At 45.2% G+C, this 26,004-nt stretch carries 18 protein-coding genes and 3 pseudogenes; 10 read left to right on the forward strand and 11 right to left on the reverse strand.

The window, feature by feature from the left end; all coding sequences use genetic code 11:
• Positions 1-15 precede the first annotated feature (15 nt).
• From SU60_RS12235 to yihA, 3 genes and pseudogenes are all read right to left on the reverse strand, one after another.
• Positions 16-1,281, reverse strand: a complete 1,266-nt coding sequence (locus SU60_RS12235; RefSeq protein ID WP_041155744.1) for a GntP family permease — start codon at positions 1,279-1,281, stop codon at positions 16-18.
• A gap of 128 nt (positions 1,282-1,409) precedes the next feature.
• Entirely contained in the window at positions 1,410-2,561 is a 1,152-nt protein-coding gene (locus SU60_RS12240) for a sugar diacid recognition domain-containing protein (RefSeq protein WP_041155745.1), read from the reverse strand.
• Between the two features lie 654 nt (positions 2,562-3,215).
• Positions 3,216-3,892 (reverse strand): annotated as a pseudogene (gene yihA, locus SU60_RS12245) (ribosome biogenesis GTP-binding protein YihA/YsxC).
• 159 nt (positions 3,893-4,051) lie between these two features.
• Between yihA and SU60_RS12250 the strand changes: the two are divergent.
• From SU60_RS12250 to hemN, 5 genes are all read left to right on the forward strand, one after another.
• The gene (locus tag SU60_RS12250; RefSeq protein ID WP_041155746.1) at positions 4,052-4,669 is read left to right on the forward strand and encodes a c-type cytochrome; all 618 of its coding nucleotides are present in this window, start codon (positions 4,052-4,054) and stop codon (positions 4,667-4,669) included.
• 788 nt (positions 4,670-5,457) lie between these two features.
• Positions 5,458-6,096, forward strand: coding sequence for a class I SAM-dependent methyltransferase (locus tag SU60_RS12260; protein ID WP_041155748.1), 639 nt, complete (start codon positions 5,458-5,460; stop codon positions 6,094-6,096).
• Entirely contained in the window at positions 6,096-6,638 is a 543-nt protein-coding gene (gene yihI, locus SU60_RS12265; RefSeq protein ID WP_041155749.1) for a Der GTPase-activating protein YihI, read from the forward strand. The genes SU60_RS12260 and yihI overlap by 1 nt, the downstream gene beginning before the upstream one ends.
• Before the next feature lie 7 nt (positions 6,639-6,645).
• A complete protein-coding gene (locus SU60_RS12270; protein WP_041155750.1) occupies positions 6,646-7,134 on the forward strand; it encodes a DUF2489 domain-containing protein in 489 nt (162 codons plus the stop codon).
• A gap of 183 nt (positions 7,135-7,317) precedes the next feature.
• Positions 7,318-8,709 carry an oxygen-independent coproporphyrinogen III oxidase gene (gene hemN / locus SU60_RS12275; protein WP_041155751.1) on the forward strand — a complete coding sequence of 464 codons (1,392 nt, stop codon included), beginning with the start codon at positions 7,318-7,320 and terminating at the stop codon, positions 8,707-8,709.
• Positions 8,710-8,782: 73 nt separating this feature from the next.
• On the opposite strand, the gene add is transcribed toward hemN, so the two are convergent.
• The 6 genes and pseudogenes from add to glnA form a co-directional block, all read right to left on the reverse strand.
• A complete protein-coding gene (gene add, locus SU60_RS12280; RefSeq protein ID WP_041155752.1) occupies positions 8,783-9,787 on the reverse strand; it encodes an adenosine deaminase in 1,005 nt (334 codons plus the stop codon).
• A 174-nt stretch (positions 9,788-9,961) separates the two neighbouring features.
• Positions 9,962-12,507, reverse strand: a pseudogene (gene gepA / locus SU60_RS12285) (phosphodiesterase GepA).
• Positions 12,508-12,678: 171 nt separating this feature from the next.
• On the reverse strand, positions 12,679-14,082 hold the full coding sequence (glnG, locus tag SU60_RS12290) for a nitrogen regulation protein NR(I) (protein ID WP_041155753.1): 1,404 nt from the start codon (positions 14,080-14,082) through the stop codon (positions 12,679-12,681).
• Between the two features lie 58 nt (positions 14,083-14,140).
• Positions 14,141-15,187, reverse strand: a complete 1,047-nt coding sequence (gene glnL / locus SU60_RS12295; protein WP_128814666.1) for a nitrogen regulation protein NR(II) — start codon at positions 15,185-15,187, stop codon at positions 14,141-14,143.
• A 131-nt stretch (positions 15,188-15,318) separates the two neighbouring features.
• Positions 15,319-15,899: pseudogene (locus tag SU60_RS12300) on the reverse strand (DUF4124 domain-containing protein).
• 221 nt (positions 15,900-16,120) lie between these two features.
• Positions 16,121-17,530: a glutamate--ammonia ligase gene (glnA, locus tag SU60_RS12305; RefSeq protein ID WP_041155755.1), complete on the reverse strand. Its 1,410-nt coding sequence runs from the start codon at positions 17,528-17,530 to the stop codon at positions 16,121-16,123.
• A gap of 521 nt (positions 17,531-18,051) precedes the next feature.
• Between glnA and typA the strand changes: the two genes are divergently transcribed.
• A complete protein-coding gene (typA, locus tag SU60_RS12315) occupies positions 18,052-19,881 on the forward strand; it encodes a translational GTPase TypA (RefSeq protein ID WP_041155757.1) in 1,830 nt (609 codons plus the stop codon).
• A 92-nt stretch (positions 19,882-19,973) separates the two neighbouring features.
• A complete protein-coding gene (locus tag SU60_RS12320) occupies positions 19,974-20,516 on the forward strand; it encodes an AAA family ATPase (RefSeq protein WP_041155758.1) in 543 nt (180 codons plus the stop codon).
• A 30-nt stretch (positions 20,517-20,546) separates the two neighbouring features.
• On the opposite strand, the gene SU60_RS12325 is transcribed toward SU60_RS12320, so the two are convergent.
• Positions 20,547-21,188 carry a DUF2959 domain-containing protein gene (locus SU60_RS12325; RefSeq protein WP_041155759.1) on the reverse strand — a complete coding sequence of 214 codons (642 nt, stop codon included), beginning with the start codon at positions 21,186-21,188 and terminating at the stop codon, positions 20,547-20,549.
• Positions 21,189-21,222: 34 nt separating this feature from the next.
• Here SU60_RS12325 and SU60_RS12330 point away from each other — a divergent pair, with 34 nt between their 5' ends.
• The 3 genes from SU60_RS12330 (at position 21,223) to SU60_RS12340 (ending at position 23,635) form a co-directional block, all read left to right on the forward strand.
• Positions 21,223-22,167: a virulence factor BrkB family protein gene (locus SU60_RS12330; protein WP_041155760.1), complete on the forward strand. Its 945-nt coding sequence runs from the start codon at positions 21,223-21,225 to the stop codon at positions 22,165-22,167.
• Positions 22,139-22,573, forward strand: a complete 435-nt coding sequence (dtd, locus tag SU60_RS12335) for a D-aminoacyl-tRNA deacylase (RefSeq protein ID WP_041155761.1) — start codon at positions 22,139-22,141, stop codon at positions 22,571-22,573. Before SU60_RS12330 ends, dtd begins: the two co-directional genes overlap by 29 nt.
• 144 nt (positions 22,574-22,717) lie before the next feature.
• Positions 22,718-23,635, forward strand: a complete 918-nt coding sequence (locus SU60_RS12340) for a bifunctional GNAT family N-acetyltransferase/hotdog fold thioesterase (protein WP_041155762.1) — start codon at positions 22,718-22,720, stop codon at positions 23,633-23,635.
• Here SU60_RS12340 and SU60_RS12345 read toward each other — a convergent pair.
• Positions 23,621-25,735, reverse strand: a complete 2,115-nt coding sequence (locus SU60_RS12345; protein ID WP_041155763.1) for an AsmA family protein — start codon at positions 25,733-25,735, stop codon at positions 23,621-23,623. The genes SU60_RS12340 and SU60_RS12345 overlap by 15 nt on opposite strands.
• Positions 25,736-26,004: the final 269 nt, after the last annotated feature.

Here is a 26,004-nt window from a genome sequence, read left to right on the forward strand (position 1 = left end):
TTTTACCTCAATGCCTTAAACAAACAGACCGAATACACCAAACATCATCACTGAGACAAATGCGATCATTAATCCAACCGCAGACTCATAAGGAATAAGTTTAAGACGCTCACGGATGTCCATATGTACCGCCCCACCTGTTGCATGGAAAAAGCTACCGTGTGGCATGTGATCTAATACGGTTGCACCAGAGTGAATCATGGCTGCGCCAGCAAGTGCAGGAACGCCAAGTTCGAGAATAGTGTGACTAAATACGTTTGACGCTACCGCTGTACCTGCGGTAGTTGATGCGGTCGCAAGCGACATCATCGCACCAGAAATTGGAGCAAGTAGGTAAGAAGGTAAACCAGATGCGGTAAGAATATCGATCAGACCGTCTTTAAGACCAGAGTTGGCGATAATACCAGCCAGTGTTCCTGTACCAAGAAGCATGACTGCAACAGGCGCCATACGGCTTAGGCCTGATACTGCGAAATGGTTAGTGTCTTTGAAACGACCCATCACAACAGCACCAATAAGACCGCCTAACGGTAAGGCGATTAAAGGGTCGACGTTAATACCCGCAATAGGACGAAGAGCGAGTAGGGCGATAGCAACCAGTGGGGCAATAATCGCAGCGGTGAAAGTCGGCAGTTTGCTATGATCGACCGCGACCACTTCACTTTCCGCGACTTTAGTGCCTTTGTTGACCAATTTTTTAGCGATGAAATAAGCCAGAATTAGACCACATAAACCCGGTACAACACCTGCTGCCATGACCGAAGTCAGCGGAACATCAAAGGCATCGGCGGCGGCAATCGCATTTGGGTTTGGCGACATGACGTTACCCGCTTTACCGCCACCGACCATAGCGAGCAAGATAGCGGTTTTTGAAATGTCCGCACGGCGAGCAATAGCGAGCGCAATAGGCGATACAGTAATAACGGCAACATCAACAAATACTCCGACAGCCGTCAGGATCATCGTTGCTAGCGCCAGAGCCAGCAGCGCTCGAGTTTCTCCGACCTTTTTGACAATAGTTTCTGCGATAGATGTGGCAGCACCAGATTCGATTAACACGCCAGCAAGAACACCGGCGGCCAGTATACGCAGAACGGCAGTAACAATGCCTTGAGCGCCACCAATCATTAAACCAACGGTTTCAGTGAGCGACACACCGCCAACCACCCCACCAACTAGGGCACCGATGATCATACCGTAAGCTGGCGGCACTTTTTTCAGAATTAATGCTATCGCGACAACGAGTGCTGCGAGCGCGCCGAGAGTAGAGACTTCAATCATGTTCTATTTCCATAGTTGTAAGAATTATTTTTAGCCAAATATAGGGATTGAAGTAAAAAGCGTCTTTAGCCATTCGGACAAATAACCCTGTTCAAATAGTTGTATTTTTGTAGGTTTGCACAAATCGACTAGTTTTTATCAAAAAGAGTGATAGCCAAGTAAAGCTGTAATTTGTCATTTAACTTGTTGATTTTTAATGATGTAATTTGTTCGGTTTTTTCTAGTCGGTATCTGAGGGTATTTCTATGAATATGCAGAGTTTGGCAGGTCTGACATGCGTCACAATTTTGGACAAAATACTCACTAACGGTGCGGATTAATACTCCCTTAGTGTCATATTTTTTCAATAAGTCATAAGGTTGGCGCAATTGTTCCGCTTTCCATGGCTCTTCTAGGATAGAACTCATCAAAACGGGCAGTTTATGATCTTGATAAAAGAACACTTCACCCGGTTGATTACGAATCAACTGCATAGTCAATTGCGCCGTTTCATAAGATTTAGTTAAACCATCAACGCCTGAAAAGTACTCACCTAGAGCGATTTTTATCGAGAAGTTACTGAGTTTTTTCACCCGTCTTAGCAACTGATTTATTCGCTTGGTCTCTACTTGCTTTGACCAGCCATCGTCTGTAAGAGAAATCGGTTTAAGAACCACAACTTCGTTTTTAGACACCGAAAGAATACCCACTAAGTTATCTCGCTCTGGGTATTCCAATAAATGCACCAGTTGTTGTAGATGCTCTAAAGAGAACGTGTGATTTTTATCGGGGATGACTTTGACTACCGCGGCTATTCTGGGCTGAGTTAAATCGAGTCCGAGCCTTTCTGCGATCGTGGTTAGCTGGTTATCATTAAGTCTCGCACCTCGGATTAACTGTAATACCAGCTCTTCACGATGGCGTTTATTCCACTCGACTTGGGACATCAACGCCGCTTGCTCAACGATCAGTTCTGCCGTCATTTTCACTAACTCGCCATAGTGGCGTATTTGGTCTGGATTCCCAGAAATACCAATGACACCAATGATTCGTTCGAGATAGATAATAGGGAAGTTGATGCCAGGTTTGACGCCTTTAAGATGTAGAGCGGTTGCTTCATCAATGTCCACCACACGACACTCATTAATAGCAAGCACGGCTCCTTCGTGTTTTTGATGTAGTCGAGTTCGATCGCCTGAACCAATGATTCTTCCTTTATCATCCATGACGTTGATAGAGTGAGGAATGATTTTCATTGTTCGTTTGACTATCTGATTGGCGATGGCCTCATTCAACTGCATGTGAAATCCTATAGAGATTTATCTTTAGAGTAGTAGAACAATCATTGCATTCCCAAAGCACTTTGTCGCTACTGTAGATTCGATATCAAAGGGAAAGTCATTATCTGGGTCAAAGCCATATGGTTTGATAGGGGGATTAGAGAAGAATATGATTGCTAGTTTACCGATAGAGGGCTGCTCGGCACAATATGACGAACGTAGGCTCAAATATCTACTTTTTGTCCAAGAGCGTTAGGTAGTATCGTCTGTAAATTTATTACAATCACACTATGGTTTATTCTCGAAAGAAACTAAGTTAGCTAAAAACATAAATGGTACTCTTGTAACCGTATGAATATAAATGTTTTTAGTGCAGATTGATGAAAGAAGGGAACAGTAGGAATACGCGATGGACGTTTTTTATGCTATTGAAATGATGCAAAAGTTAGGTAATGCTTATTCAGCATAATAATAACGACTACTACTATTTCTCTCCCGTTATCCCCGCCAGGAAGGTGGGGATTTTTATTATCTGTCGTCTAGGTTGTGAATAGTCGCTTAAGAAGTGAAACATAGAAGATAATGACTGTTGAATAAATGGGAAGTCTCGGGCGTATAAACAAAAGCCCCACCAAATGGCAGGGCTAGCGCAGAAAATTTAACATTTTTTGTTAATTAATCTTCATGATTTGAGTGCGGTGCTAACTCTGATGGGGTTACCAATTCGTCCTCTTCCATAAGGTGTGTCAATGCTGGCGCAAACCAAGTGTCCAGTTTGGCGCGCAACTGATCGACTCCTAAGCCCTTGAGAGAAGAGAAAACGTCTACAGCAACATCGCCACCGAATGTTTCCACTTGCTTACGAATTTTTAATAAAGTTTGCTTACGAGCACCACTTTTGAGTTTGTCTGCTTTAGTCAGCAGAACTTGTACAGGAATGTGGCTATCGATTGCCCAGAAAATCATTTGTTGGTCGAGATCTTTCATTGGATGGCGAATGTCCATTAAGACCACCAAGCCCTTAAGGCATTGGCGTTTCTGCAGGTATTCACCGAGAGATTTCTGCCATTTGTTTTTCATCTCGATAGGGACTTGAGCAAAACCGTACCCTGGCAAGTCGACGATGTGGCAACCGTCTTCAACTTTGAATAAGTTGATCAATTGGGTACGACCAGGCGTCTTAGATGTCTTGGCTAAACTTTTTTGGTTAGTTAGACGATTAAGTGCGCTCGATTTACCCGCGTTTGAGCTCCTGCAAACGCAATTTCGACACCTTCGTCCTCAGGTAAATGACGAATATCGGGTGCACTAGTGATGAAATGCGTGTTTTGGTAATGAATTTTTACGCTCACTGTTAACTCCATCTCGACTTTGTGTAGTCGATTGATTACTTTTTTGTGAAATTGTGTAAAATAACCGTGCTCGGCATAAGGTCGCCTATTGTACCATGAGTGTACACGGTATGTTCATATTCCGTGGTACTGGAAGCTTGATAATTATAATGGAATGTCATGAAGAAATTAGCGCTAATTTTGAGTCTTTTAGCCAGCTGCTCAGTATGGGCCCAAGGTAGTATTGAGGCTGGTAAAGCAAAATCACAAACTTGTGTTGCCTGCCACGGTGCAGACGGCAACAGTCTAATGGATATGTATCCGAAGCTTGCTGGTCAGCACGCTAAATATCTCGAGAAGCAGTTACAAGAGCTCAAGCTTGGGATGACCAGTGGAGGTAAGCAAGGTCGTTATGATCCCGTTATGAGTGGCATGGCAATGCCACTTACTGATGAGGATATTGCGGACCTTTCTGCATACTATTCTTCTCTACCAATTTCAGAAAACTCCACTCCTGAAGACGTAGTTGCTAAAGGTAAAGTACTGTATACCGCTGGGGATGCAGAGCGAGGTATCACCGCATGTATTGCCTGCCATGGTGCGCGAGGTAATGGTACCGAACTGTCAGGCTTCCCTAAGATTTCTGGTCAGCACGCGGCTTACGTCAAAGCTCAGTTGGAAAAATTCCGCGATGGAAGTCGTAATAACGACATGAACGGTATGATGCGTGATATCGCGAAGAAACTGACAGATGACGATATCGAAATTCTGTCGAAATACGTAGGTGGTCTGCACTAACAGACCCATTGTTCGAGCAAATGATACACAATGCCTCAGCACATTCGCTGAGGCATTTTTTTTGTGATGTCCATCACTTTGGATACGGAGGCTCACTGAGGCAGATTACGTCGCTGTTTGTAAGACATTTACCATGTATGCTGTCATATTCTTCTGAAGTGAAAAGCTAACATTATGATTTGTAATTCTTTTCTTTTTCTTACGTAAAATGCGTCCAGATTTTTGTTTCAGGTCGCTTGTGAGCTCCAATAGTTGGCGTAAAGTACAAAGTGTTCGCAAGAAGTGAGCGTAAGGATTTCAGGCCATGGCTTAGGTCTACATGGAAGCAAGCAGGAAGCTTGTTGAGTAAAAATGGATTTCGGCGGGCAAGGAGCCTGCTGGATAGGGATGATCATCTCGTCTGACGGTTAAGACAGTGAAAGGGACCCGGCATAGGAAGTTGCCTAGAACACAGGAAGTGAAAGGATAGCCAAAATTCATCAGGGAGATGAAAAACAATAGATTTGGCAGGGAAAGCTCGAAAAACAAAAGGACTCTTGATGCACCAATATTGTGCAGAAAAAATTTCGCCACTCGGGTGGCTTTAGAAAGCGACAGTTTATCTGTCGCTTTTTTTATTGCTCTGATTTTGATTAATGGAGTCGGTCATCGGTGGCAACTCGTGGACAGAGAGTTTATACCACCCAGAATCGTTTTTTTTAACAAAAACTGATGAAAAAATACTCAGCAACACTCCAATCTGCGTCCAGTTTCTGGTATGTTTCGCATCCCTGTTTGAGGAAGTCAGCATGTATACCTGTCCTTTATGCCACAATCAGCGTATTCATCACTATCATGAAGATAAGCAACGTGAGTATCTTCAATGTGAGCAATGCCATTTGGTGTTTGTCCATCCAGATCAACGTTTGGATGCGCAAACGGAAAAAGCTCACTATGATCTGCATGAAAACAATCCGGAGGATGTGGGGTACCGGCGTTTTTTATCGCGTATTGCTGACCCAATCTCAGAGCGAATTTCACCTCAATCGAAGGGTATCGACTTTGGTTGTGGCCCAGGCCCAACGCTGTCTCTAATCTTAGAAGAAGCGGGGCACAACATGGCGTTATACGATCTTTATTATCATCCGGATACGTCCGTGTTAGATAAGCAGTATGATTTCATGACAGCAACAGAGGTGATTGAGCACCTCTACCACCCAGATATGGTGTGGGAACAATGGTTGAATTTAGTTAAGCCGGGGGGCTGGATAGGCCTGATGACGAAAATGGTCATCGATGTAGAGGCTTTTAAATCATGGCATTATAAGAACGACCCAACGCATGTTGTGTTCTTTAGTCGTGAAACGTTTCAGTTCCTAGCAGAGCGGGATATGCTCGAACTTGAATTTATTGGAAATGATGTAATTTTACTGAGGAAGACCCAGTAATGAGCCGTAGTAAAAAATCTAGAAAACCGGGTGCCGCAGGCGCTCCTGAGCCTTTTGTTACTCGTAACCGCACAGAGTCTGATGTGGAAGGTCGCTTACGCAAGCGTGCTAAAAAGCGTAAAGGCCTGAAGACGGGTAACCGCAATTCAGAAGCTAATGAGCAGAAGAAACACGCAGCAGCACAGAATCGTGATCCACGCTTGGGGAGCAAGAAAAAAATCCCATTAGTTGTTGAACCAGTGAAAAAGATGACCAAGCAAGAGCGCCGTCTTTCTAAGGAACAAGAGCTAGAGATGCTGGAAAATGATGCGCAGTTAAACGTGTTACTGGATCGTATTGAAGCGGGTGAAAACTTAGGCACCGGTCTGCAGAAGTACGTTGATGAGAAACTCGATCGCATTGAAAAGCTCATGGATCAGTTGGGTCTATTAGAACCCGAGGAAGAGGAGGACTTCACTGCGCCTTCTGAAAAGTCGTCTCGTAATGACGATGATCTTCTCGCTGACTTTGACGATATCAACTTCGACGACTACAAAGGATAATCAATCGATGAATGTAACCTTATTAGTCTGCGTGGGTGTGGTGATCATAATCGCGCTCGCTTCTTATGCAGGTTACCTTCTGCTTCAATTGAAAAAGCAAAAGGAATTGCAGTTGAAACACAAGAAATTGGCGATCGAAAAACGTAACGCCAACATCTTTGAGAACGTGCATACCTTGTGTCAGGCTGGCATTCAAGGCCAATGTGATTTATCGGAAATCAGCATTCGTGTTTACAACATCATGGACTATGTTCAAGGTGAAGAACGTGTGGATTTTGATAAAACATACCCTGCAATTTCTGAGCTTTACCATATCGTAAAAGACATGGCCCGTGGTGATGATCGTCAACACTTGGCAAAGAAAGAGCGTATGCAACAAAACTTGACCCGTCATAAAGCGGAAAGCCGCCTAACTGATGCGATCATTGAAGAGCTGAAAGTGTTGCAGAAAAACGTCAAGCCATTGAACAATCAAATCAATATTCAGATGATCTAATTCATCCCCCCTATGATGTCCATGACTTAAGTAGGGGGATCGTGATCACGCTAACAGATCTTAGGTTTTATAATTAAAAAGCGAAAAGGTATTGCACCTGCGCTTACCGTCGTATGGCAAAATAAGGCTCTGAGTATTGGGTAACGACTCGCGTTACCTCATTCATTTTACGGAAGTACCACCATGTCTAATCAACATACTGAGTCGAAACAGCAAATCGTCTGGGATCAAGCGGTATTGGATAAGTATAACTACTCTGGTCCTCGCTATACATCGTATCCCACAGCGCTTGAATTTCATGAAGCATTTACCATTTCTGACTATGACATGGCGTGCTCTCAGTATCCTGAGCGTCCACTTTCTTTGTACGTTCACATTCCGTTCTGTCATAAGCTTTGTTACTACTGCGGTTGCAACAAAGTCATTACGCGTCATTCACACAAAGCCGATGAATATCTTGATGTGCTTGAGCTTGAGATTCGTCAGCGAGCGTCCTTGCTAAGCGGTAGAACCGTGACTCAATTGCACTTTGGTGGTGGTACACCGACTTTCTTATCAGAAAAACAGATTACACGTGTGATGGATCTGCTGCGCCAAGAGTTTTCGTTTAGCTCAGATGCGGAGATCAGCATTGAAGTCGATCCACGCGAAATCGAGATGACGATGCTGGATCATTTGCGTGGTGAAGGCTTTAACCGATTAAGTATCGGCGTTCAGGACTTCAATAAAGAAGTGCAGCAACTGGTTAACCGAGATCAAGACGAAGATTTTATTGTTGCGATGGTGGCACGTGCGAAAGCGCTAGGCTTCCGTTCGACGAACCTTGATTTAATCTATGGTTTACCAAAGCAGACCCAAGCGTCATTTGCTCATACACTTAATAAAGTCTTGGAAATGCAACCAGGCCGTTTATCGGTATTTAACTACGCACACATGCCACAATTGTTTGCCGCGCAACGTAAGATCAAAGATGATGATTTGCCGAAAGCTGAAGAAAAGATGGCGATTTTGCAAGACACCATCGCAACGTTAACCAACGCGGGTTATCAGTTTATTGGTATGGATCATTTCGCCAAACCAGATGATGAACTGGCGGTTGCACAGCGAGAAGGGGTACTGCATCGTAATTTTCAGGGTTATACCACTCAAGGTCAGTGTGACCTCGTTGGTTTTGGTGTGTCGGCGATTTCAATGATTGGTGATGCTTACGCGCAGAACCAAAAAGAGTTGAAAAAGTACTACGCACAGGTCGATGAACTCCGCCACGCGATCTGGAAAGGGGTCACGTTAGACAGCGATGATTTATTGCGCCGTGAAGTCATTAAGCAGTTGATCTGTAATTTTAAACTGGACAAACATGCGATCGAATCGTCGTTTAATGTCACCTTTAATCAATACTTCAAAGAAGATTTAGCGCTGCTGAAAACCTTTATTGATGATGAATTGGTGCAAGTCGATGACAGAGAAATACGCGTTACGTTGCGTGGTCGTTTATTGATTCGTAACATCTGTATGTGTTTTGATAAGTACCTCCGAGCAAAAGCTCGTCAGCAGCAGTTTTCTCGAGTGATTTAATCACAACGGTTGTGGCTGAAAGCTAAATGAAAAATGCCAGCAAATGCTGGCATTTTTCATATTTTAGCTGTGATTATACGCGATCTTTCACTTTTTCTTTCAGTGCGATTTTTTCGTCATCTGATAGAAATGCCAGTTCAAGGCCGTTGATTTGCGCCTGACGGATTTGTTCTTGACTCAGCCCAGCAGCTGGTGCTGCAACTTCATATTCGTAAGGCAGTTCAATACCTTCAACCGCAGGGTCATCGGTATTGAGACAAGCGAGTACACCGTGATCTAAGAACTGTTTTAGTGGGTGATTTGCAAGAGATTCAATCGTACTGGTTTGAATGTTGGACGTAAGACAGGACTCAATGCCAATGCGGTGTTTTGCTAAATAATCCATTAGTTTTGGATCTTCAATCGCTTTAACACCGTGACCGATACGCGTTGCGCCTAGTTCATTAATTGCTTGCCACATACTTTCCGCACCTGCGGCTTCTCCCGCATGTACTGTGACGTTTAACCCTGCATCACGCACTTGCTTAAAGTGAGATACGAAGCGTTCGCCTGGTTGTCCTAGTTCATCACCGGCCAAGTCAATGGCAACGATATATTCTTTTTGGCTCAATATGCCATCCAACTCTTGTTGACAGGCCTCAGTACCAAATGTGCGACTCATAATTCCTATTAGGTTCGTTTTTACGCCAAAGTCTCGCATACCCGCTTGAACACCATCGACGACGGCTTCGACAACACCTGCGACAGGTAATTTGTGCTTCATTGCCATATAGTAAGGAGAAAATCGCAGTTCAGCGTAATCGATTTGTGCATTGAGCGCATCTTCCACATTTTCATACGCAACGCGGCGACACGCATCTAGATCGCCCAATACCGCCACGCCCCAGTCGAGCTTAGAAAGAAAAGCGACAAGAGAAGGTTCAGCTTCGACAATTTGAACGTGTGGGGTTAAAGACTCGACATCGTACGCGGGTAGAGCAACGCCAAACTTTTGGCCTAGATCAAGAATCGTTTGAGTGCGAATGTTACCGTCAAGATGGCGGTGCAAATCAGTAAGGGGAAGGTTCTTAGTTATCATTGTGTTGATATCCGGCTAATTGTGAACGAGAAGTGGCCCAAACATCATCCGTGGCAATAGTTGGGGTAAAACCAATTCCAATAGGTATATGACAGGAATTGGTATAAGTATAAATAACAGTGAGGTCGGTTGTCAGTAGTAAGTGGTGAGCAAACCAGCACTTCACGGTCTTTTTTACTTCTTGTTAACCATATATGTTGACCACTCTTTATATGGCATCGGACGGCTGTAATAGAATCCTTGAGCCTGATGACAACCCAATGAAATCAACAGTTGCTCTTGTGCTTTCGTTTCCACACCTTCTGCCACTACGTTGATGTTGAGCTCTTTGGTGATATTGAGTACTGCTGCAACGATCGATCTATCTAAGTTTTCGGTGGTCAATTGATTGATGAATGTTCGGTCGATCTTCAAACAGGTAAATGGCAATGAATGTAGGTAACAGAGTGAAGAGTAGCCTGTTCCAAAATCATCAATAGCAATGCTGATGCCCATATCGCGTAATGTGTTTATGTTAGTCAATGTCGTGGCGGCACTATCGACGATACGTGACTCAGTAATTTCTAAAGTAAGGTTGCTTGCCGATAGATGCGTGTCTTGAAGTACCGTCTTCACGCTTGGAATAAACTCCGGGCAAGAGAGCTGCTGGACAGAGACATTTACATGCAGTTGAAAATCGTTGGCACAATCGCCGTTCTCGATGGATTGATATATGTCGCGGCAAGCTTGAAATAGAATTTGCTGGCCTATGGTTTTGATCGTGCCGTTTTCTTCTGCAATAGGAATAAAGTCTAACGGAGAAATTGTGTCAGAGTTACTGTGCCACCGCGCTAATGCTTCGGTGCCGCATACTTTTCCAGTGTTCAAATTGATGATCGGCTGGTAATAAGGAACAAACTCGTTTTGTTCAATTCCAGCTTGTATTTTGGTCTTCATTTTAGTTCGATGTTTAGACGCACAGGTTAAATCCGGGCTGTAATTGCAGACGCCATTGTGCGTTTTCTTTTTGGCGTAATTGAGGGCGACACTGGCATTGCGCAACCAGAGGGGCATGCCATCTCTCGCTGCGCCTTTACGATACCAATGGAAGTATTAGCGACAACCTGCTCTCCTTCGAGCATGAATGGTACCTCGAACAGTTGCTGTATTTGATGTATGAATTGTTGAACTTCATGGTCGCTGTGTATGTTTGCAGCAAACAAAGCGAACTCATCCCCGCCAACTCGGGCGAGCAAGGTGTTTTTATCAAACTGCTGTTTTAATCTTTCAGTAATGCTGAGAAGCAGTTGATCGCCGTTGTAGTGGCCAACACTGTCATTAATATCCCTAAACTTGTTGATTCCCAGTAAAAATAACGTGCCATGAGTGAACTTTGGTTGTCGGGTACTGATCTCAATTAGACCTTGTCGACTGTATAGGTGAGTGAGAGGGTCATAAAGTAATTGAGCACGTAATGCTTTGAATGAGGCATTAAGGTTATTCACCATTTCATTGAATGTTTGTACTAGAACCGCGGTTTCATACACATTCCCAGTTTGGGGAATATTGGACGTCCACACTCCTTTTGCTAGGTGTAAGGCGGCATCAGCAGTGGTATTAATGGGGCGAACCACGCGATTAATCACGAACCAACAGATAAGAACGCCAACCATAGCGATGATGATACCAAGTATCCAACTGTTTTGTTGACTAGTTAGGAGAGCTCCGAGTAAATCGGTTTCTGATACGGAAGTGCCGATAAACCACATCATGCCATTTGGCGCTCGGTAAGGGGTGAGTCGGTTAAAAACACGCTGACCATTGTATTCAAACTCAAAGGAATGCGTGTGGTTGTCATGATAAAGATCGAATGAGCGAGAATGCTGTGCACTTAACTTGATGATTGGGTCGTTGCTCTCAGAGACAAATAAGCGTTGGCCTTTAGTCGTGAATTGGGTACCTGGAGAAACAATACTTTCAGCGCTTGACTGGGCAACCAGTCGATGTGTTCGATCCATAATGAAAAATGACGCTTTGGTTGAGCGTTTCAAATCGTGCAGAAAATCGCTTAAGGCTTTGACTTTTAAATCGCTGACCAACACTCCGGAAAATTGTTGGTGGGCATACACGGGAGACACAACGGATAAACTGATTTCACGTTGGCTATCGGTGCTGATGTACAGATCTGACCATACAGTTTGTTGCTTGTTTTCTGCCGCTAAATACCAAGGACGAGTGCGTGGGTCATACGAATTGAATGTGTGGCTGATATTCGAACTGACGTAGTTTGTTTCGTAAATGATCAGGTTGTCATTGGTGAATTGGTCTTTTTGCATCAAACTATATTCGTTTGAGCTATTGCGACGAAAACCGACAAATTGGCCATTCTCCGCACCAAAAGCAAGGACATCCAATTGTGGGATTGAGTGGTAGAGGTTTTTGAATGCACTCAACAAGTAGGTTTTGACACTTTCGAGATCTTGGGAGTCGGTAAGCCCGTGATAGCTCACGTTGTGGGCCAGTGCCATGACGGCGGTAAATGGCTTGCGCAAGAATCCATTTAGACGGTTGTGTACGTTGTCGGATAGTACCGAGAGTCGCCGGTCACTGAGATCGGTTACTACCTCTTGATAGTTCTGTTTTTGGACATAAATAATCACACCGATAGTCAGCAGGAAAGTCATCACAAATGGGACGAGTAAAGCGGTACGCAGTGTCATGCGGGGAAGATTTTTCAACATGTCCTAATCGCAGTAAAAGTGGAAATTGATCATGATAATGACAACTTTGTTAATAATAGCTGGTAGTCACAGCGTTTCTGTTAACTTCTTCGAATTTTTAATTGTGGGGGTGGGGGTTATTCAAACAGCCTCAAGATGTGCATTTTCACTTATTGAGGCTGTTTAGAGGCGTTAGTACAACTCTTTCAGTTTTCTTGTTAGCGTATTTCTTCCCCATCCTAATACTTTGGCGGCATCTTGTTTGTGACCTTTAGTGTGTTCTAGGGCGGCTTCCAATAAAATACGCTCAAATTCCGGTAATGCATAAGAAAGGAGTTCTTTATCTCCCGCAGCAAGCGATTGACGTGCCCAATCCGCCAATTGTTCTTGCCAGCTGCCTTGAGTAGATTCGGACACGTTTTTCTTTTCTTGCAGCAGTTCGGAAGGTAAGTCATTGGGCAATACTTCACTGCCACTGGCCATGACGGTCAACCAACGACAGATATTTTCTAGTTGACGTACGTTACCTGGCCAGTCCAGTCGATTGAGAATTTCCACCGTCGATGGGTGTAGCGTTTTGGTTTCGACACCCAGTTCGTCGGCTGCTCTGACCAAAAAGTGTTGTGTCAATTTTTCAATGTCTTGCTTGCGTTCACGCAGCGCTGGTATTTGTACTCGAATCACGTTTAGACGGTGAAATAAATCCTCCCGAAAATCGCCTTCGTGCACCAACCGTTCTAAATTTTGGTGGGTGGCGGCAACGATACGGACATCGACATTTATTGGTGAGTGACCGCCGACGCGATAGAATTGGCCATCAGCCAATACACGTAACAGACGAGTTTGGATATCCAAGGGCATATCACCGATTTCATCTAAAAATAGTGTGCCGCCATTGGCTTGTTCGAATCGGCCTTGACGAACATTGTTCGCTCCCGTAAATGCCCCTTTTTCATGCCCAAACAGTTCTGATTCAATCAAATCTTTAGGTATAGCGGCCATATTCAAAGCAATAAATGGTTTATTCGCTCGCGGGCTATGACGATGTAAGGCATGAGCAACCAGCTCTTTACCTGTGCCTGATTCGCCGTTAATCAATACCGAGATTGAAGAGCGAGATAGGCGTCCAATCGCACGAAAGACCTCTTGCATAGCCGGTGCTTCACCAATGATCTCTGGGGTTTCGGTCGGAATGTCGTCTGACGCTAGCTGCTCACGCTTGTTCTCGTGGCTATGTGCAATGGCACGTTCCACTAAGGTTAGAGTTTCATCAATATCAAAGGGTTTGGGTAAGTACTCAAATGCCCCTTTCTGGTAAGCGTTGACGGCAGCATCTAAATCCGAGTGTGCAGTCATAATAATGACTGGGAGATCCGGGTAGTTGCTTTGCACTTGTTTGAGCAGTTCCAAACCATCAATTCCTGGCATACGAATATCCGAAACCAGAACATCGGGTACTTCACGTTCTAATGCCATTAATACGCTTTCCCCGTCAGCGTATGTCTCGCATTTTATGTTGGCTGATGAGAGGGTCTTTTCCATTACCCATCGAATTGAACTGTCGTCATCAACGACCCAAACGTATCCTTTACTCATGTACTATTCCTTGCAGCAAAGCCGTGTACCTGACGTAGCGTTGAAGACTATCAACCTGTCAGATCGGCAAATAAATTGTAAATGTGGTGTGGCCAGGCCAGCTTTCAACGTCGATTTTGCCGTTATGCTGGTCGATCAAATTCTGTGAAATAGACAGCCCTAGTCCGGTGCCTCCCTCTCGGCCACTAACCATGGGGTAGAACAGCGTGTCTTGTAATTCTGGTGGAATGCCGGGACCGTTATCGGTTATTTCAACCCGAGCGGCTAATTTACAGCGTTTACCATGAATATTTGCTTGATGCACCGTTCTGGTGCGAACTGTGATTTTGCCATGCTCTTGGTGGGAAAGAATCTGTGCTGCATTGCTGACGATATTCAACATCGCTTGTTCTATTTGATCAGCATCCATCAATATCTCGGGCAGGCTTGGATCGTAGTCACGTTCAATGATGATAGAATGCTGAGATTCCAGTTCGACCAACTGGCGTACTTTTTCCAACACTTGATGCAGGTTTTCCTGCGTTTTTTTGCCTGGCTTTTGGGGGCCAAGTAAACGGTCCACTAACGCGCGTAAACGATCAGCTTGCTCAATGATGATGTGGGTGTATTCGGTCAATGATGGCTCGGGCAGCATTTTTTCTAACAGTTGGGCTGCCCCCCGAAGTCCCCCAAGCGGGTTTTTGATCTCATGCGCTAAGCCGCGTACGAGTAATTTTGCGGCTTGTTGTTGGGCGTGCTGATTTAGCTCCTGCGTTAATCGACGTTGTTGATCGATTTTTCTCATTTCGACCAACAACATAAGCTGACCTTCCCAAGTAATTGGGCTCACGGTTACTTCCAGCATCAAAGGACGACCATCAACCACAAACGTAACATCACTGTCCGTAATGCTCTGACCGCTTTGTAGCGGTTGGGTCAGCAAGGCTAAATCTAACGATGCATGCTGGATCAATTGTGATAACGATTGTTCGATAATTCGTTTGGCACTTTGTGAGAACAACAACTCAGCAGCGGGATTGGCATAACGTATCGCCAATCCATCATCGAGAATCAGCGTCGCTGTTACCATGTTGTTGAGTATGGCACTGGGGAGATTAGTATCCACATGACGTCCTTGTTTTGCGTTAAGATTGTGCATTGCACAATAATGGTGCGCCTGAACGTTAAGTATGGCTAATGTCCCTGAGAATAAAAAGTGAAAAGCGCCATCATAATGCTATTTTCCACCCATTTATCCTAGTTTGCCCCGTTTGCGGTCGGCTTAACGCTCGCTCTATGTAAATGCACCGTTATAGGCTAGTAGATGCAATAAGCTTGCCGCTTCTCTTGGCTTGGACAGAAAGTGTGTGGGTACCGCGATCGATATTTTTTAACTGCCAAGTAAAGCGGTTTTGTGGTGCGCCATAGGGTGATCCGTCAAGTAACAACTGTAGTTGTTCACCAATACCAAGTTTTCGATTAGCTTCTAACTGTATGTTGATCAACCCGCGGCTACTGCGTATTGTTTCGTCGTGTGTAGGGGTGAGCATGGTAAGTTGCAACGCTGGTGGTTGTTCACTTTCTTGTTGCGCTTCCGGCTTGGGCTCGCTCAATGTGTTAGTGTCTAGTGAGAGCGACTCTGTGCTTTCTACTTCAGGAGCGGGGGCGGCCGCTTCGAGGTCGGGTAGCGCAATGGCTTTAGACCTTTGATTTGGCGTATCGCTGAAATGGATGACACCATTTTCATCTTCCCATGTATAAGCGATTTGTGTCGATGCGGTGGACGCATAAAGCAGTCCACTGAGCGCGCACAGAGACGTCATAAGCTGAACTTTCATTGCTCACCTTCTTTTGATCGATGATTTCACGTTTCGGTTGCTGAGATCTTGGTGATTGTTCAAACCTGCGGTGATGGTGATTGGCCACCAGGAATCTGAGCGTATTTTTGTTATCCCTCCATGTTAAACGGCTCTTGTTGACTGACGAATACAAAAAAGGCCCGCCTGCGAGGCGAGCCTAATATTTTGTTACTGTGTTTACATTTTACACAGTAGTAACCTTATACAGAGTAGTAAAGCTCGAACTCAACTGGGTGAGTTGTCATGTTTACTTTCTCGACGTCCTGAGCTTTAAGTGCGATGTAAGAATCGATAAAGTCGTCAGAGAATACGCCGCCTGCTGTTAGGAACTCACGGTCAGCATCTAGTTCTGCTAGTGCATCTTTTAGTGAGTATGCAACCGTTGGGATTTCTGCTGCTTCTTCCGCTGGTAGATCGTAAAGGTCTTTGTCCATTGCTTCGCCTGGGTGGATCTTGTTCTTGATACCGTCAAGACCAGCCATCAGCATTGATGCAAATGCTAGGTATGGGTTAGCTGCTGGGTCACCAAAACGAACTTCGATACGACGTGCTTTAGGGCTTGGTACCACTGGGATACGGATAGAAGCGCTGCGGTTACGTGCAGAGTAAGCTAGCATAACTGGTGCTTCGAAGCCTGGTACAAGACGCTTGTACGAGTTAGTTGCTGGGTTAGCAAATGCGTTGATTGCGCGAGCGTGCTTGATGATACCGCCGATGTAGTAAAGTGCAGTTTCAGAAAGACCGCCGTACTTGTCGCCAGCAAATAGGTTTACACCGTCTTTCGCTAGTGATTGGTGAACGTGCATACCTGAGCCGTTGTCGCCAACAAGTGGTTTAGGCATGAATGTCGCTGTCTTACCGAATGCGTGTGCAACGTTGTGAACAACGTACTTGTAGATTTGGATTTCGTCAGCTTTAGTTGTTAGTGTGTTGAAGCGTGTTGCGATCTCGTTTTGACCCGCAGTTGCCACTTCGTGGTGGTGTGCTTCAACAACAAGACCCATTTCTTCCATGATTAGACACATAGCAGAACGGATGTCTTGAGATGAATCGACTGGAGCAACCGGGAAGTAGCCGCCTTTAACGCCAGGACGGTGACCTTTGTTGCCTTCTTCGTAGTCAGAACCTGTGTTCCATGCTGCTTCTACGTCATCGATCTTGAAGAAAGAGCCTGACATGTCAGTTGAGAACTTAACGTCATCGAATAGGAAGAACTCTGGCTCAGGACCGATAAGTACGGTATCTGCAATGCCTGTAGAGCGCATGAAGTCTTCAGCGCGTTTTGCGATAGAGCGTGGGTCACGATCGTAGCCTTGCATAGTAGCAGGCTCTAGGATGTCACAACGAACATTTAGCGTTGCGTCTTCCGTGAATGGGTCAAGAACGGCAGAAGATGCGTCTGGCATCATTACCATGTCTGATTCGTTGATACCTTTCCAGCCAGCAACTGATGAACCATCGAACATTTTACCTTCTTCGAAGAAGTCTGCGTCGATTTGGTGAGCAGGAATCGAAATGTGCTGCTCTTTACCTTTAGTATCAGTGAAGCGTAGGTCAACAAACTTTACTTCGTTTTCTTGGATCAGCGATAAAACGTTTTCTACTGACATCTTGGATAACCTCCAGTGTTAAATAAGCGGTGAAAGCTCAATTCATGAAATATTCATTAAACTTGGCATTGATTAATCAAATTATTTTTCATTAACCGATACTGTTTTTGATAAAGCTAAAACCGTGCCAAAAAAATTATTCCATTAATTTCAAGGAATTGTGTTTTTTAATGCTAGTTTGTGCAAACGTTTGCACCAAAATGATCTGAGCTTGCACTAAAGTGGTGCGATTGCTTTGTTGTTGCACCAGGATGTGACAGCTACTGTGCTTATTCAGCCCATTTTTCCGCCAATAGTCAATGTGAATTGAACATAGAAAAGCATTATTTTTTTGTTGCTCTGAATTGGAATCGGTCTTCTAAGCGTAAAATTGACAGAAAAGCTCTGGAGGCGATCACATATTTCTAGGTTTTTTGCTAGAATCTGGTACATTATGGCCGTTTTTTTAATCAGTAAGTGTCGCCAGAGAGCACCCGTTCTCAGCATGGTGGCATTTCATCTATCTAAGTGAATCAATATCCATGGCTACTCCACAGATTGATAAATTAAGAAATATCGCGATCATCGCGCACGTTGACCACGGTAAAACGACATTGGTTGACAAGCTGCTACAACAATCGGGCACGCTTGAGTCTCGCGGTGAAGCTGAAGAGCGAGTCATGGACTCGAACGACATCGAGAAAGAACGCGGTATTACTATTCTTGCTAAAAATACAGCAATTAACTGGAATGATTACCGTATCAACATCGTTGATACTCCAGGGCACGCGGACTTCGGTGGTGAAGTAGAACGTATCATGTCGATGGTAGACTCAGTACTACTTATCGTTGACGCTGTTGATGGCCCAATGCCACAAACGCGTTTCGTAACGCAAAAAGCGTTTGCACATGGTCTTAAGCCAATCGTTGTTATCAACAAGATTGACCGTCCAGGCGCTCGTCCTGACTGGGTTATGGATCAAGTATTTGACCTATTCGATAACCTAGGTGCAACTGATGAACAGCTAGACTTTAAAGTGGTTTACGCGTCAGCACTAAATGGTTGGGCTGCTTTGGAAGAAGGCGAAACTGGCGAAAACATGGAGCCGCTGTTCGAAACTATCGTTAAAGAAGTGTCTGCACCACAAGTTGACTTAGATGGTCCACTGCAAATGCAAGTTTCGCAACTAGATTACAGCTCATATGTTGGTGTTATCGGCGTGGCACGTGTTAAACGCGGTAGCGTGAAGCCTAATCAACAAGTGACGGTTATCGGTGCTGACGGCAAGACTCGTAACGGTAAAGTGGGTACAGTAATGGGCTACCTTGGCCTAGAGCGTCACGACGTTGATCAAGCGAACGCGGGCGACATCATCGCTATTACGGGTCTTGGTGAGCTAAAAATCTCTGACACTATTTGTGCTCAGAACGCCGTTGAAGCGCTACCACCACTTTCTGTTGATGAGCCAACAGTAACGATGACGTTCCAGGTAAACACGTCTCCATTCGCGGGTAAAGAAGGTAAATTCGTGACTTCACGTAACATCCTTGAGCGTTTAGAGAAAGAGCTGGTACACAACGTAGCACTACGTGTTGAACCAACTGACGATCCAGACAAATTCCGCGTATCAGGTCGTGGTGAACTTCACCTATCTATCCTGATCGAAAACATGCGTCGTGAAGGCTTCGAGCTCGCTGTATCTCGTCCAGAAGTTATCATCAAAGAAGAGAACGGCCAGTTAATGGAACCGTTTGAAACCGTGACTATCGACGTAATGGAAGAGCACCAAGGCGGTATCATGGAGAACATCGGCCTACGTAAAGGTGAGCTGAAAGATATGTCTCCAGATGGTAAAGGTCGTGTACGTATGGACTTTGACATGCCATCGCGTGGTCTGATCGGTTTCCAAACCGAATTCATGACGCTGACGTCTGGTTCTGGTCTTCTATACCATACGTTTGACCACTACGGCCCACACAAAGGCGGAAACATCGGTCAACGTGTTAATGGTGTGCTTATCGCAAACGCGATGGGTAAAGCGTTAACCAACGCACTGTTCAACCTTCAAGAGCGTGGTCGTCTATTTATCGGTCACGGTGTGGAAGTTTACGAAGGTATGGTTATCGGTATTCATAGCCGTGATAACGACCTAACCGTAAACGCACTGAAAGGTAAGCAGCTTACTAACGTTCGTGCATCTGGTACGGATGACGCACAGGTTCTTACGCCGCCAATCAAGATGACGCTTGAGCAGGCACTAGAATTCATCGATGACGATGAGCTAGTAGAAGTGACACCTGAAAGCATTCGTATCCGTAAGAAATTCCTAACGGAAAGCGATCGTAAGCGTGCTTCACGTGGTGCGAAGTAATCTTCCGTAACGGGTAAGACTAAAAAGAAGCCCCGAGTTATGCTCGGGGTTTTTTTATTGTCTGGAGATGTTTGTGTTGTCTGGAGTTGAATGTGAATCCAATTATTATTACTGGTGGCCCTGGCGCGGGTAAAACCACGTTATTGAACGCATTAGCACAGCAAGGGTATGCGACGTTTGCAGAAAGCTCCCGTACGCTGATTGAGCAGCAAAGCCAGTTAGACGGCGGCATCTTGCCTTGGACAAATCTCCCTCAGTTTGCCCGATTGTGTCTCGACTTAATGAGCAAACAAAAGCGTGAGGCCCAAGCTCATGACATTGCGTTTGTTGATCGTGCGATCCCCGATATCCTCGCTTATCTTCGAGTAGGCGGTTGTCCTGTCGATCAGACTTTCATTAAAGAAAGCGCTGGGTACCATAGCCAAGTGCTGACTTGCCGACCTGAAGCCTCTATCTATGTGCAAGATGACGTGCGTCCACACAGCTTCGAAGAGGCATTAATAATCCACCAAACCCTCGTGGATACCTACGTTGAACTTGGTTATCAAGTGGTGGAAGTACCCTGGGGTACCGTGGCGGAGAGGGTGGCGTTTGTGGAACAAGTCAACCAGTTAGTCGACCAACAACAAGAGTAACACCTCCTTGTGAGGAGGTGTTTTTAACCATTACTTTTGATTCAGCTTGTGTAGAAATTTGTCTGATTCTGCGATGGCTTCATTCATCTGTTGAATAGCAAACTGGATGTCTTTCTCTAGGCTAGAGAACTCGCCCTGGAGTGAGCCAATCGCGCTGGCATTGAGGTTGTGCTTCAAATACAGGGTATTATCACGTAGCGTATTCAATACTGGTGTCATTTTTTTCTCCGCACGTTTCATCGCGCTGAGCATGGTTCGGTATGATGTTTTAGTCTCTCGCAACTTTTGTTCGCTTGAGCGGCGTAGCTTCGCATTGGTATAAAGGTCGAGCTCGCCTTGCCACTCATCAAATAAGGCTTCAGACACATCTTCAATGGCTGCGATCCGGTCACGAACGTCTTGTGCTGCTTTCTCACTGTCTTCATATTTGTCGTTTATATTGTTGTAAACGCTCTCGAGTTCGCCACCATCAAAATTTGTTAGGGCAGACAGCGCTTCAAGCGCACTGGTGAATTCTTCTTGTGCATCTTGTTGAGACTCTTTGGCATCTTCAACACGATCGACCATAATGTCTCGTTTGTGGTAACCCACCTGTTCCATTGCTGAATAATAAGCGGATTGACATCCGGTTAAGGTGAAAATTGATAGTACAATGACTAATAAATAAGGCATTCTTATGTCCTCGGCGCTAATTATAGGATGAACTATGAACCAGTTATCAGAGAGTTACAAGGCGAGATTCAGCAACCTATTGCCAAGTGGTGTCACGTTCTCAAAATATCTTCTCAAACGGCTTTCGCATGACCGCGTGAACGTGAATGCCGGTTACCTTGCTTATATTACCTTGTTATCCATCGTACCTATGCTGACGGTGTTGTTGTCAATCTTATCGAAGTTTCCGGTGTTTTCGGACGCTGGCGAACAGCTGCAAAGTTACATCATCAATAACTTTGTTCCAGCTTCGGGCGAGGCGGTGCATACTGCTCTGCAAGAGTTTGTCGCGAACACGGGTAAGATGAGTGCTGTGGGTGGTGGCTTCTTATTTATTGCTGCATTAATGCTGATCTCCAATATCGATAAAAATCTAAACTATATCTGGCGGGTGAAAGACAAACGCCGTTTAGTCTTCTCTTTCTCGATGTATTGGATGGTGTTAACGCTAGGCCCAATTATGGTGGGTGCGAGTATCGCCGCCACTTCTTACGTCACGTCGTTACAAATTCTCGATAACGAAACCTTATCAGGTGCATTTAACCTGTTTTTACGCTGGCTGCCGTTGTTGCTGTCGTTTTTTGCTTTTTTGGGGCTCTATATCTTAGTGCCCAATAAAAAAGTGCATTTGATGCACGGTGCCATGGGTGCAGCATTAGCGGCGATATTGTTTGAGTTAAGTAAGAAAGGTTTTGCTTTATATATTACTCAGTTCCCGTCTTACCAGTTGATTTACGGCGCTCTTGCCGCAATTCCAATCTTGTTTGTCTGGGTTTACTTATGCTGGACGATCGTATTGCTTGGCGCAGAGGTAACCGCTGCATTGGGTGAACGAGAGCACTGGAGTGAAGATCGAGACATGTTACACTCGACCGCAGAATCTAAATTGGAAAACGAAGGAAGCGAAAGCAGTGATAGCGCTAATTCAAAGAGTCAGTGAAGCCGCCGTCCGTGTGGATGGTGAGGTAGTGGGAGAAATTGATCGAGGACTACTCGTTTTGCTTGGTGTTGAAAAGGATGATGATGAAGCCAAAGCAAAGCGTTTAGTAGAGCGTGTGACCACTTATCGTGTGTTTGAAGACGATGAGGGTAAAATGAATCTTAATGTCCAGCAGGTTGACGGTAAGGTGTTGGTGGTTTCTCAATTCACGTTACCTGCGGATACCAAAAAAGGTACTCGAGCTGGTTTTTCTCGCGGTGCGCACCCAGTGGATGCTGAGCGGTTATACGACCACTTTTCTGACTTGTGTGAGCAAGTGCTTCCGACAGAGCGAGGTCGCTTCGCCAAGGATATGAAAGTGTCTCTTGTCAACGATGGTCCTGTGACTTTTTGGCTACAGGTCTAATCTAGAGTGTAAAGCTCTACGTGTCTTTATTTAATAGGCTAAGCTAAATATCCCACCAGGATATAACGCCTTATCGTTGGCGCAAGTAATCTGTGTCTGTGTGGTGTTTAGCTTCAGTTTGTTTTGTACTTTCAAAGGATTGATATGTTCAAACTCATTACCCCGAAAACCGATAACCAGTTAAAAAAATACTATCAATTCCGATGGCAAATGTTACGTGAACCCTGGCAAATGCCGCTTGGTTCGGAGCGTGACGAATACGATGAAATGAGTCATCACCGAATGATCGTTGATGGTCGAGGTCGACCGATGGCGATTGGGCGCTTGTACATTACGCCAGACAATGATGGTCAGATTCGCTACATGGCGGTAAAGAACAATCGTCGCAGCAAAGGTATGGGATCGCTTGTGCTGGTTGCATTGGAATCTTTAGCACGTCAGGAAGGCGCAAAACGTTTGGTGTGTAATTCTCGAGAAGATGCCATTGCGTTTTATGAAAAAAGTGGCTTTGAACGTCGCGGTGAAATCACCGATGAAAGAGGACCGGTTCGTCACCAGCAAATGGTCAAGCCGTTGGATCCCATGGCGAATGTTTTACGCCGTCCGGATTGGTGCACAGAGCTCCAACAGCGTTGGGAGGCGCAGATTCCAATCAGTGATAAAATGGGAATTAAGATCAACGAGTACACTGGTTACCAATTCGAGTGCAGTGCTCAGCTTAATCCTAATTTAAATCCTCACAACACCATGTTTGCCGGTTCCGCTTTTACCTTAGCGACACTAACAGGGTGGGGGATGACTTGGTTGCTGTTAAAAGAGCGTGGGTTGCATGGCGATATTGTATTGGCAGACAGTTCGATTCGTTATCGTCGGCCAGTGGAGCAAAATCCAGTCGCTAGCACCTCGTTAGATGGCATCAGTGGCGATTTGGACCGTTTGGCATCCGGACGTAAAGCGCGCATCGTCATTCATGTTGTCATATACAGTGGTGACACGCCCGCGGTGGATTTTGTCGGGACATACATGTTGTTGCCGAATTACTCTGAGCTACTCAGTTGCTAAAGGTTGTTCCGTTGCTAAAGGTTGCTCGGGCGTCTCTTCGTTTATCGTTGGCTCTGCTTCTTCAATAATCTCTTCTTCCCGTTCTTCTTCCTGCTGCTCGATTTTGATAATGTTCATCGGAGTGGGAGGAAGAATATTCTCTTGCCCTTGCTTTTGAGAGTCGGGGGCAGGTTGCAAGTCCGTTGGGGCTACGTTTGGTTCTTCCAATGAGCCGGATGTTTGATTGGTTTTTTCTGCTATGCAGTCATTACGGGTCGGCGCGCTTGTGAAGATATCTCCCTTAATTTGCCCGCAGTGTTGTATCAGTTGATACGTTAGCCCACTCAGTGGATTGTTGGCCATATCAAATGCGCCGGTGATTTTGCCACGGATGGTCTTGCCCGAAATGGTGACTGGCTGACTCGATACCGCTCCACGCTGAGCCTGAAGGCGGATCGGAGAAAACGTCACCGCGTTGAGAGTACTATCTGGTTGCGAAGGCAATGAGGTGTCGCGTAAATTAGCTTCAACGTCACCGGTTAAACTGTAAGCCAGCATGTTGTAGTCTCCCGCTAAACCTTGCAAATTCACACTGAGATCGGACAAGCCCTCGACTTTTAGAGCATCGGGCAAGTATGGATGAACAAGCTTCAATGGCACACCGTCGGCATTTAAGTTTAAAGACCAAGGTTTGCTGGGGAGACTCAGGTCGATTTGGCCAAAGCCTTCAATGTAACCTTGGTCTAACGGAGCGAATAGACGCGTTAACTCCCAAAGCCCGTTATCACTTTGGCTGGTAAATGCGGCATGTGATGAGAGCACTTGATCGTAACTGGCGTTCACGACACTGGCTTCTAGATTGCCGTCCCAGATGCTCCAGTATTGATCAGGGCGTTTGAGATTCAATTGGCTGCCTTCTAGGTTCAAACCAGAAAGTTGCCAGTATGGCTCTGTTGAAAGTTGTATGATTTGGCTGCGCTCGATATCGAGATCATTTACCGTAATCTGATTTAACGTATGAGTGATGGCATGCCACCAACCTGTCCCGTCTTCTGGTTTCATCGCCCACTTCAATCCTTGGACGGAGACAGTATCTAACTGCCATTTCCTTGGTTGAAACAAGCCTGACAGTTGAACGCGGCCTTGATGCCAATCTAAGCTGAGTTCTTTGAGTTGTACTTGCCCTGGTGACAATACTGCGCTTAAACGTGGTTCTATTGCGGTTTGTTGCTGAAAACGCACGCTGTCCGCTTGCAACGATACCTGGGCACGAGTCTGCCATAGTGAGAGGGGTAAATCCGCATCTTCTATCGATAACGCGAGATTTTGCCAATGCCAGTCTCCCCAAGCGATATCGGCATTGAGTAAATCCAAACTGTTAAGATGATTGACCTTTATCGGCAGTGTTTGCCAAGATTTTGCCAGTAAGGATTGCAGCTGTTCATTGCTTAACTTGAGCTTATCTAGCGTAACATTGACCAAAGACCAACCTTGTGGGTATTGCTCAGCTTGACCCGAAACTTGGCTGTTGCGCCATCTAAATGAGGCTCCATAAAGCGTACTGTCTTGTGGCTGATAGTTAAGATCGATGAGTGCTTGGTTGAAGGTTTCACCATTCCAGTAGATTTGCTTTGCAGACAACTGGATTTCACCATAAGGCAGAATGGATGGGGTAGCTGACCAGTTAGGAGACTGGATCTGGAGGTTAAGCCCATGAACAGAAAAATCTCGACTAGCAACATCGATGTTTTTCAACGCGATTTGATGGAATTGAATGCCATCGACGTTCATTTGAGCAAGAGTCTCGTACTGAATATTGACGCCATCGATCAGCAAGCTATCCACTATCCACTTTCCATCATGGCGTATATCAGGGTTGAGCCATACGTCGACTTTTTCCACATAAGGTATCTGTTGTTGCTTGATGCTAACGCCTTCTAATGTGACGTGATATGGGAAGTCATAGCTCACTTGTTCTGCCTGGAATGGCAAATTGATGTGCTCAGATAGGATCTTCCAAGTCGGATTCGCATACGAAGTGGTGAGTAGCGTAATGAATGTTGCTGGAATGACAACCAATAACACCAGTAACAGAATTAGAATGCGCAGCGCTGTTTTCATCCTTGCGAGAGCCTACTTAGAGTATCTAGGCTTTAGCTTGTATCAATCTGGCTTGGGATTCAATAAAAAGCCCCTCAAAAGAGGGGCTTGTCAGATATTTTGGTAACCAAGTCACCTTCGACGTGGTCTTTATTAGGCTTTAGTCCAGTTGAGGACCTGCAGCCACGAGTGATTGACCTTCGGCATTGTCAGTATATTTATCAAAGTTTTTGATGAAGCGTTCTGCCAAATCCTTCGCTTTGCTTTCCCATTGTAATGGATCCCGAATT

The organism is Vibrio mytili (assembly GCF_000830505.1).
GTDB classification, from domain to species: Bacteria; Pseudomonadota; Gammaproteobacteria; order Enterobacterales; family Vibrionaceae; genus Vibrio; species Vibrio mytili.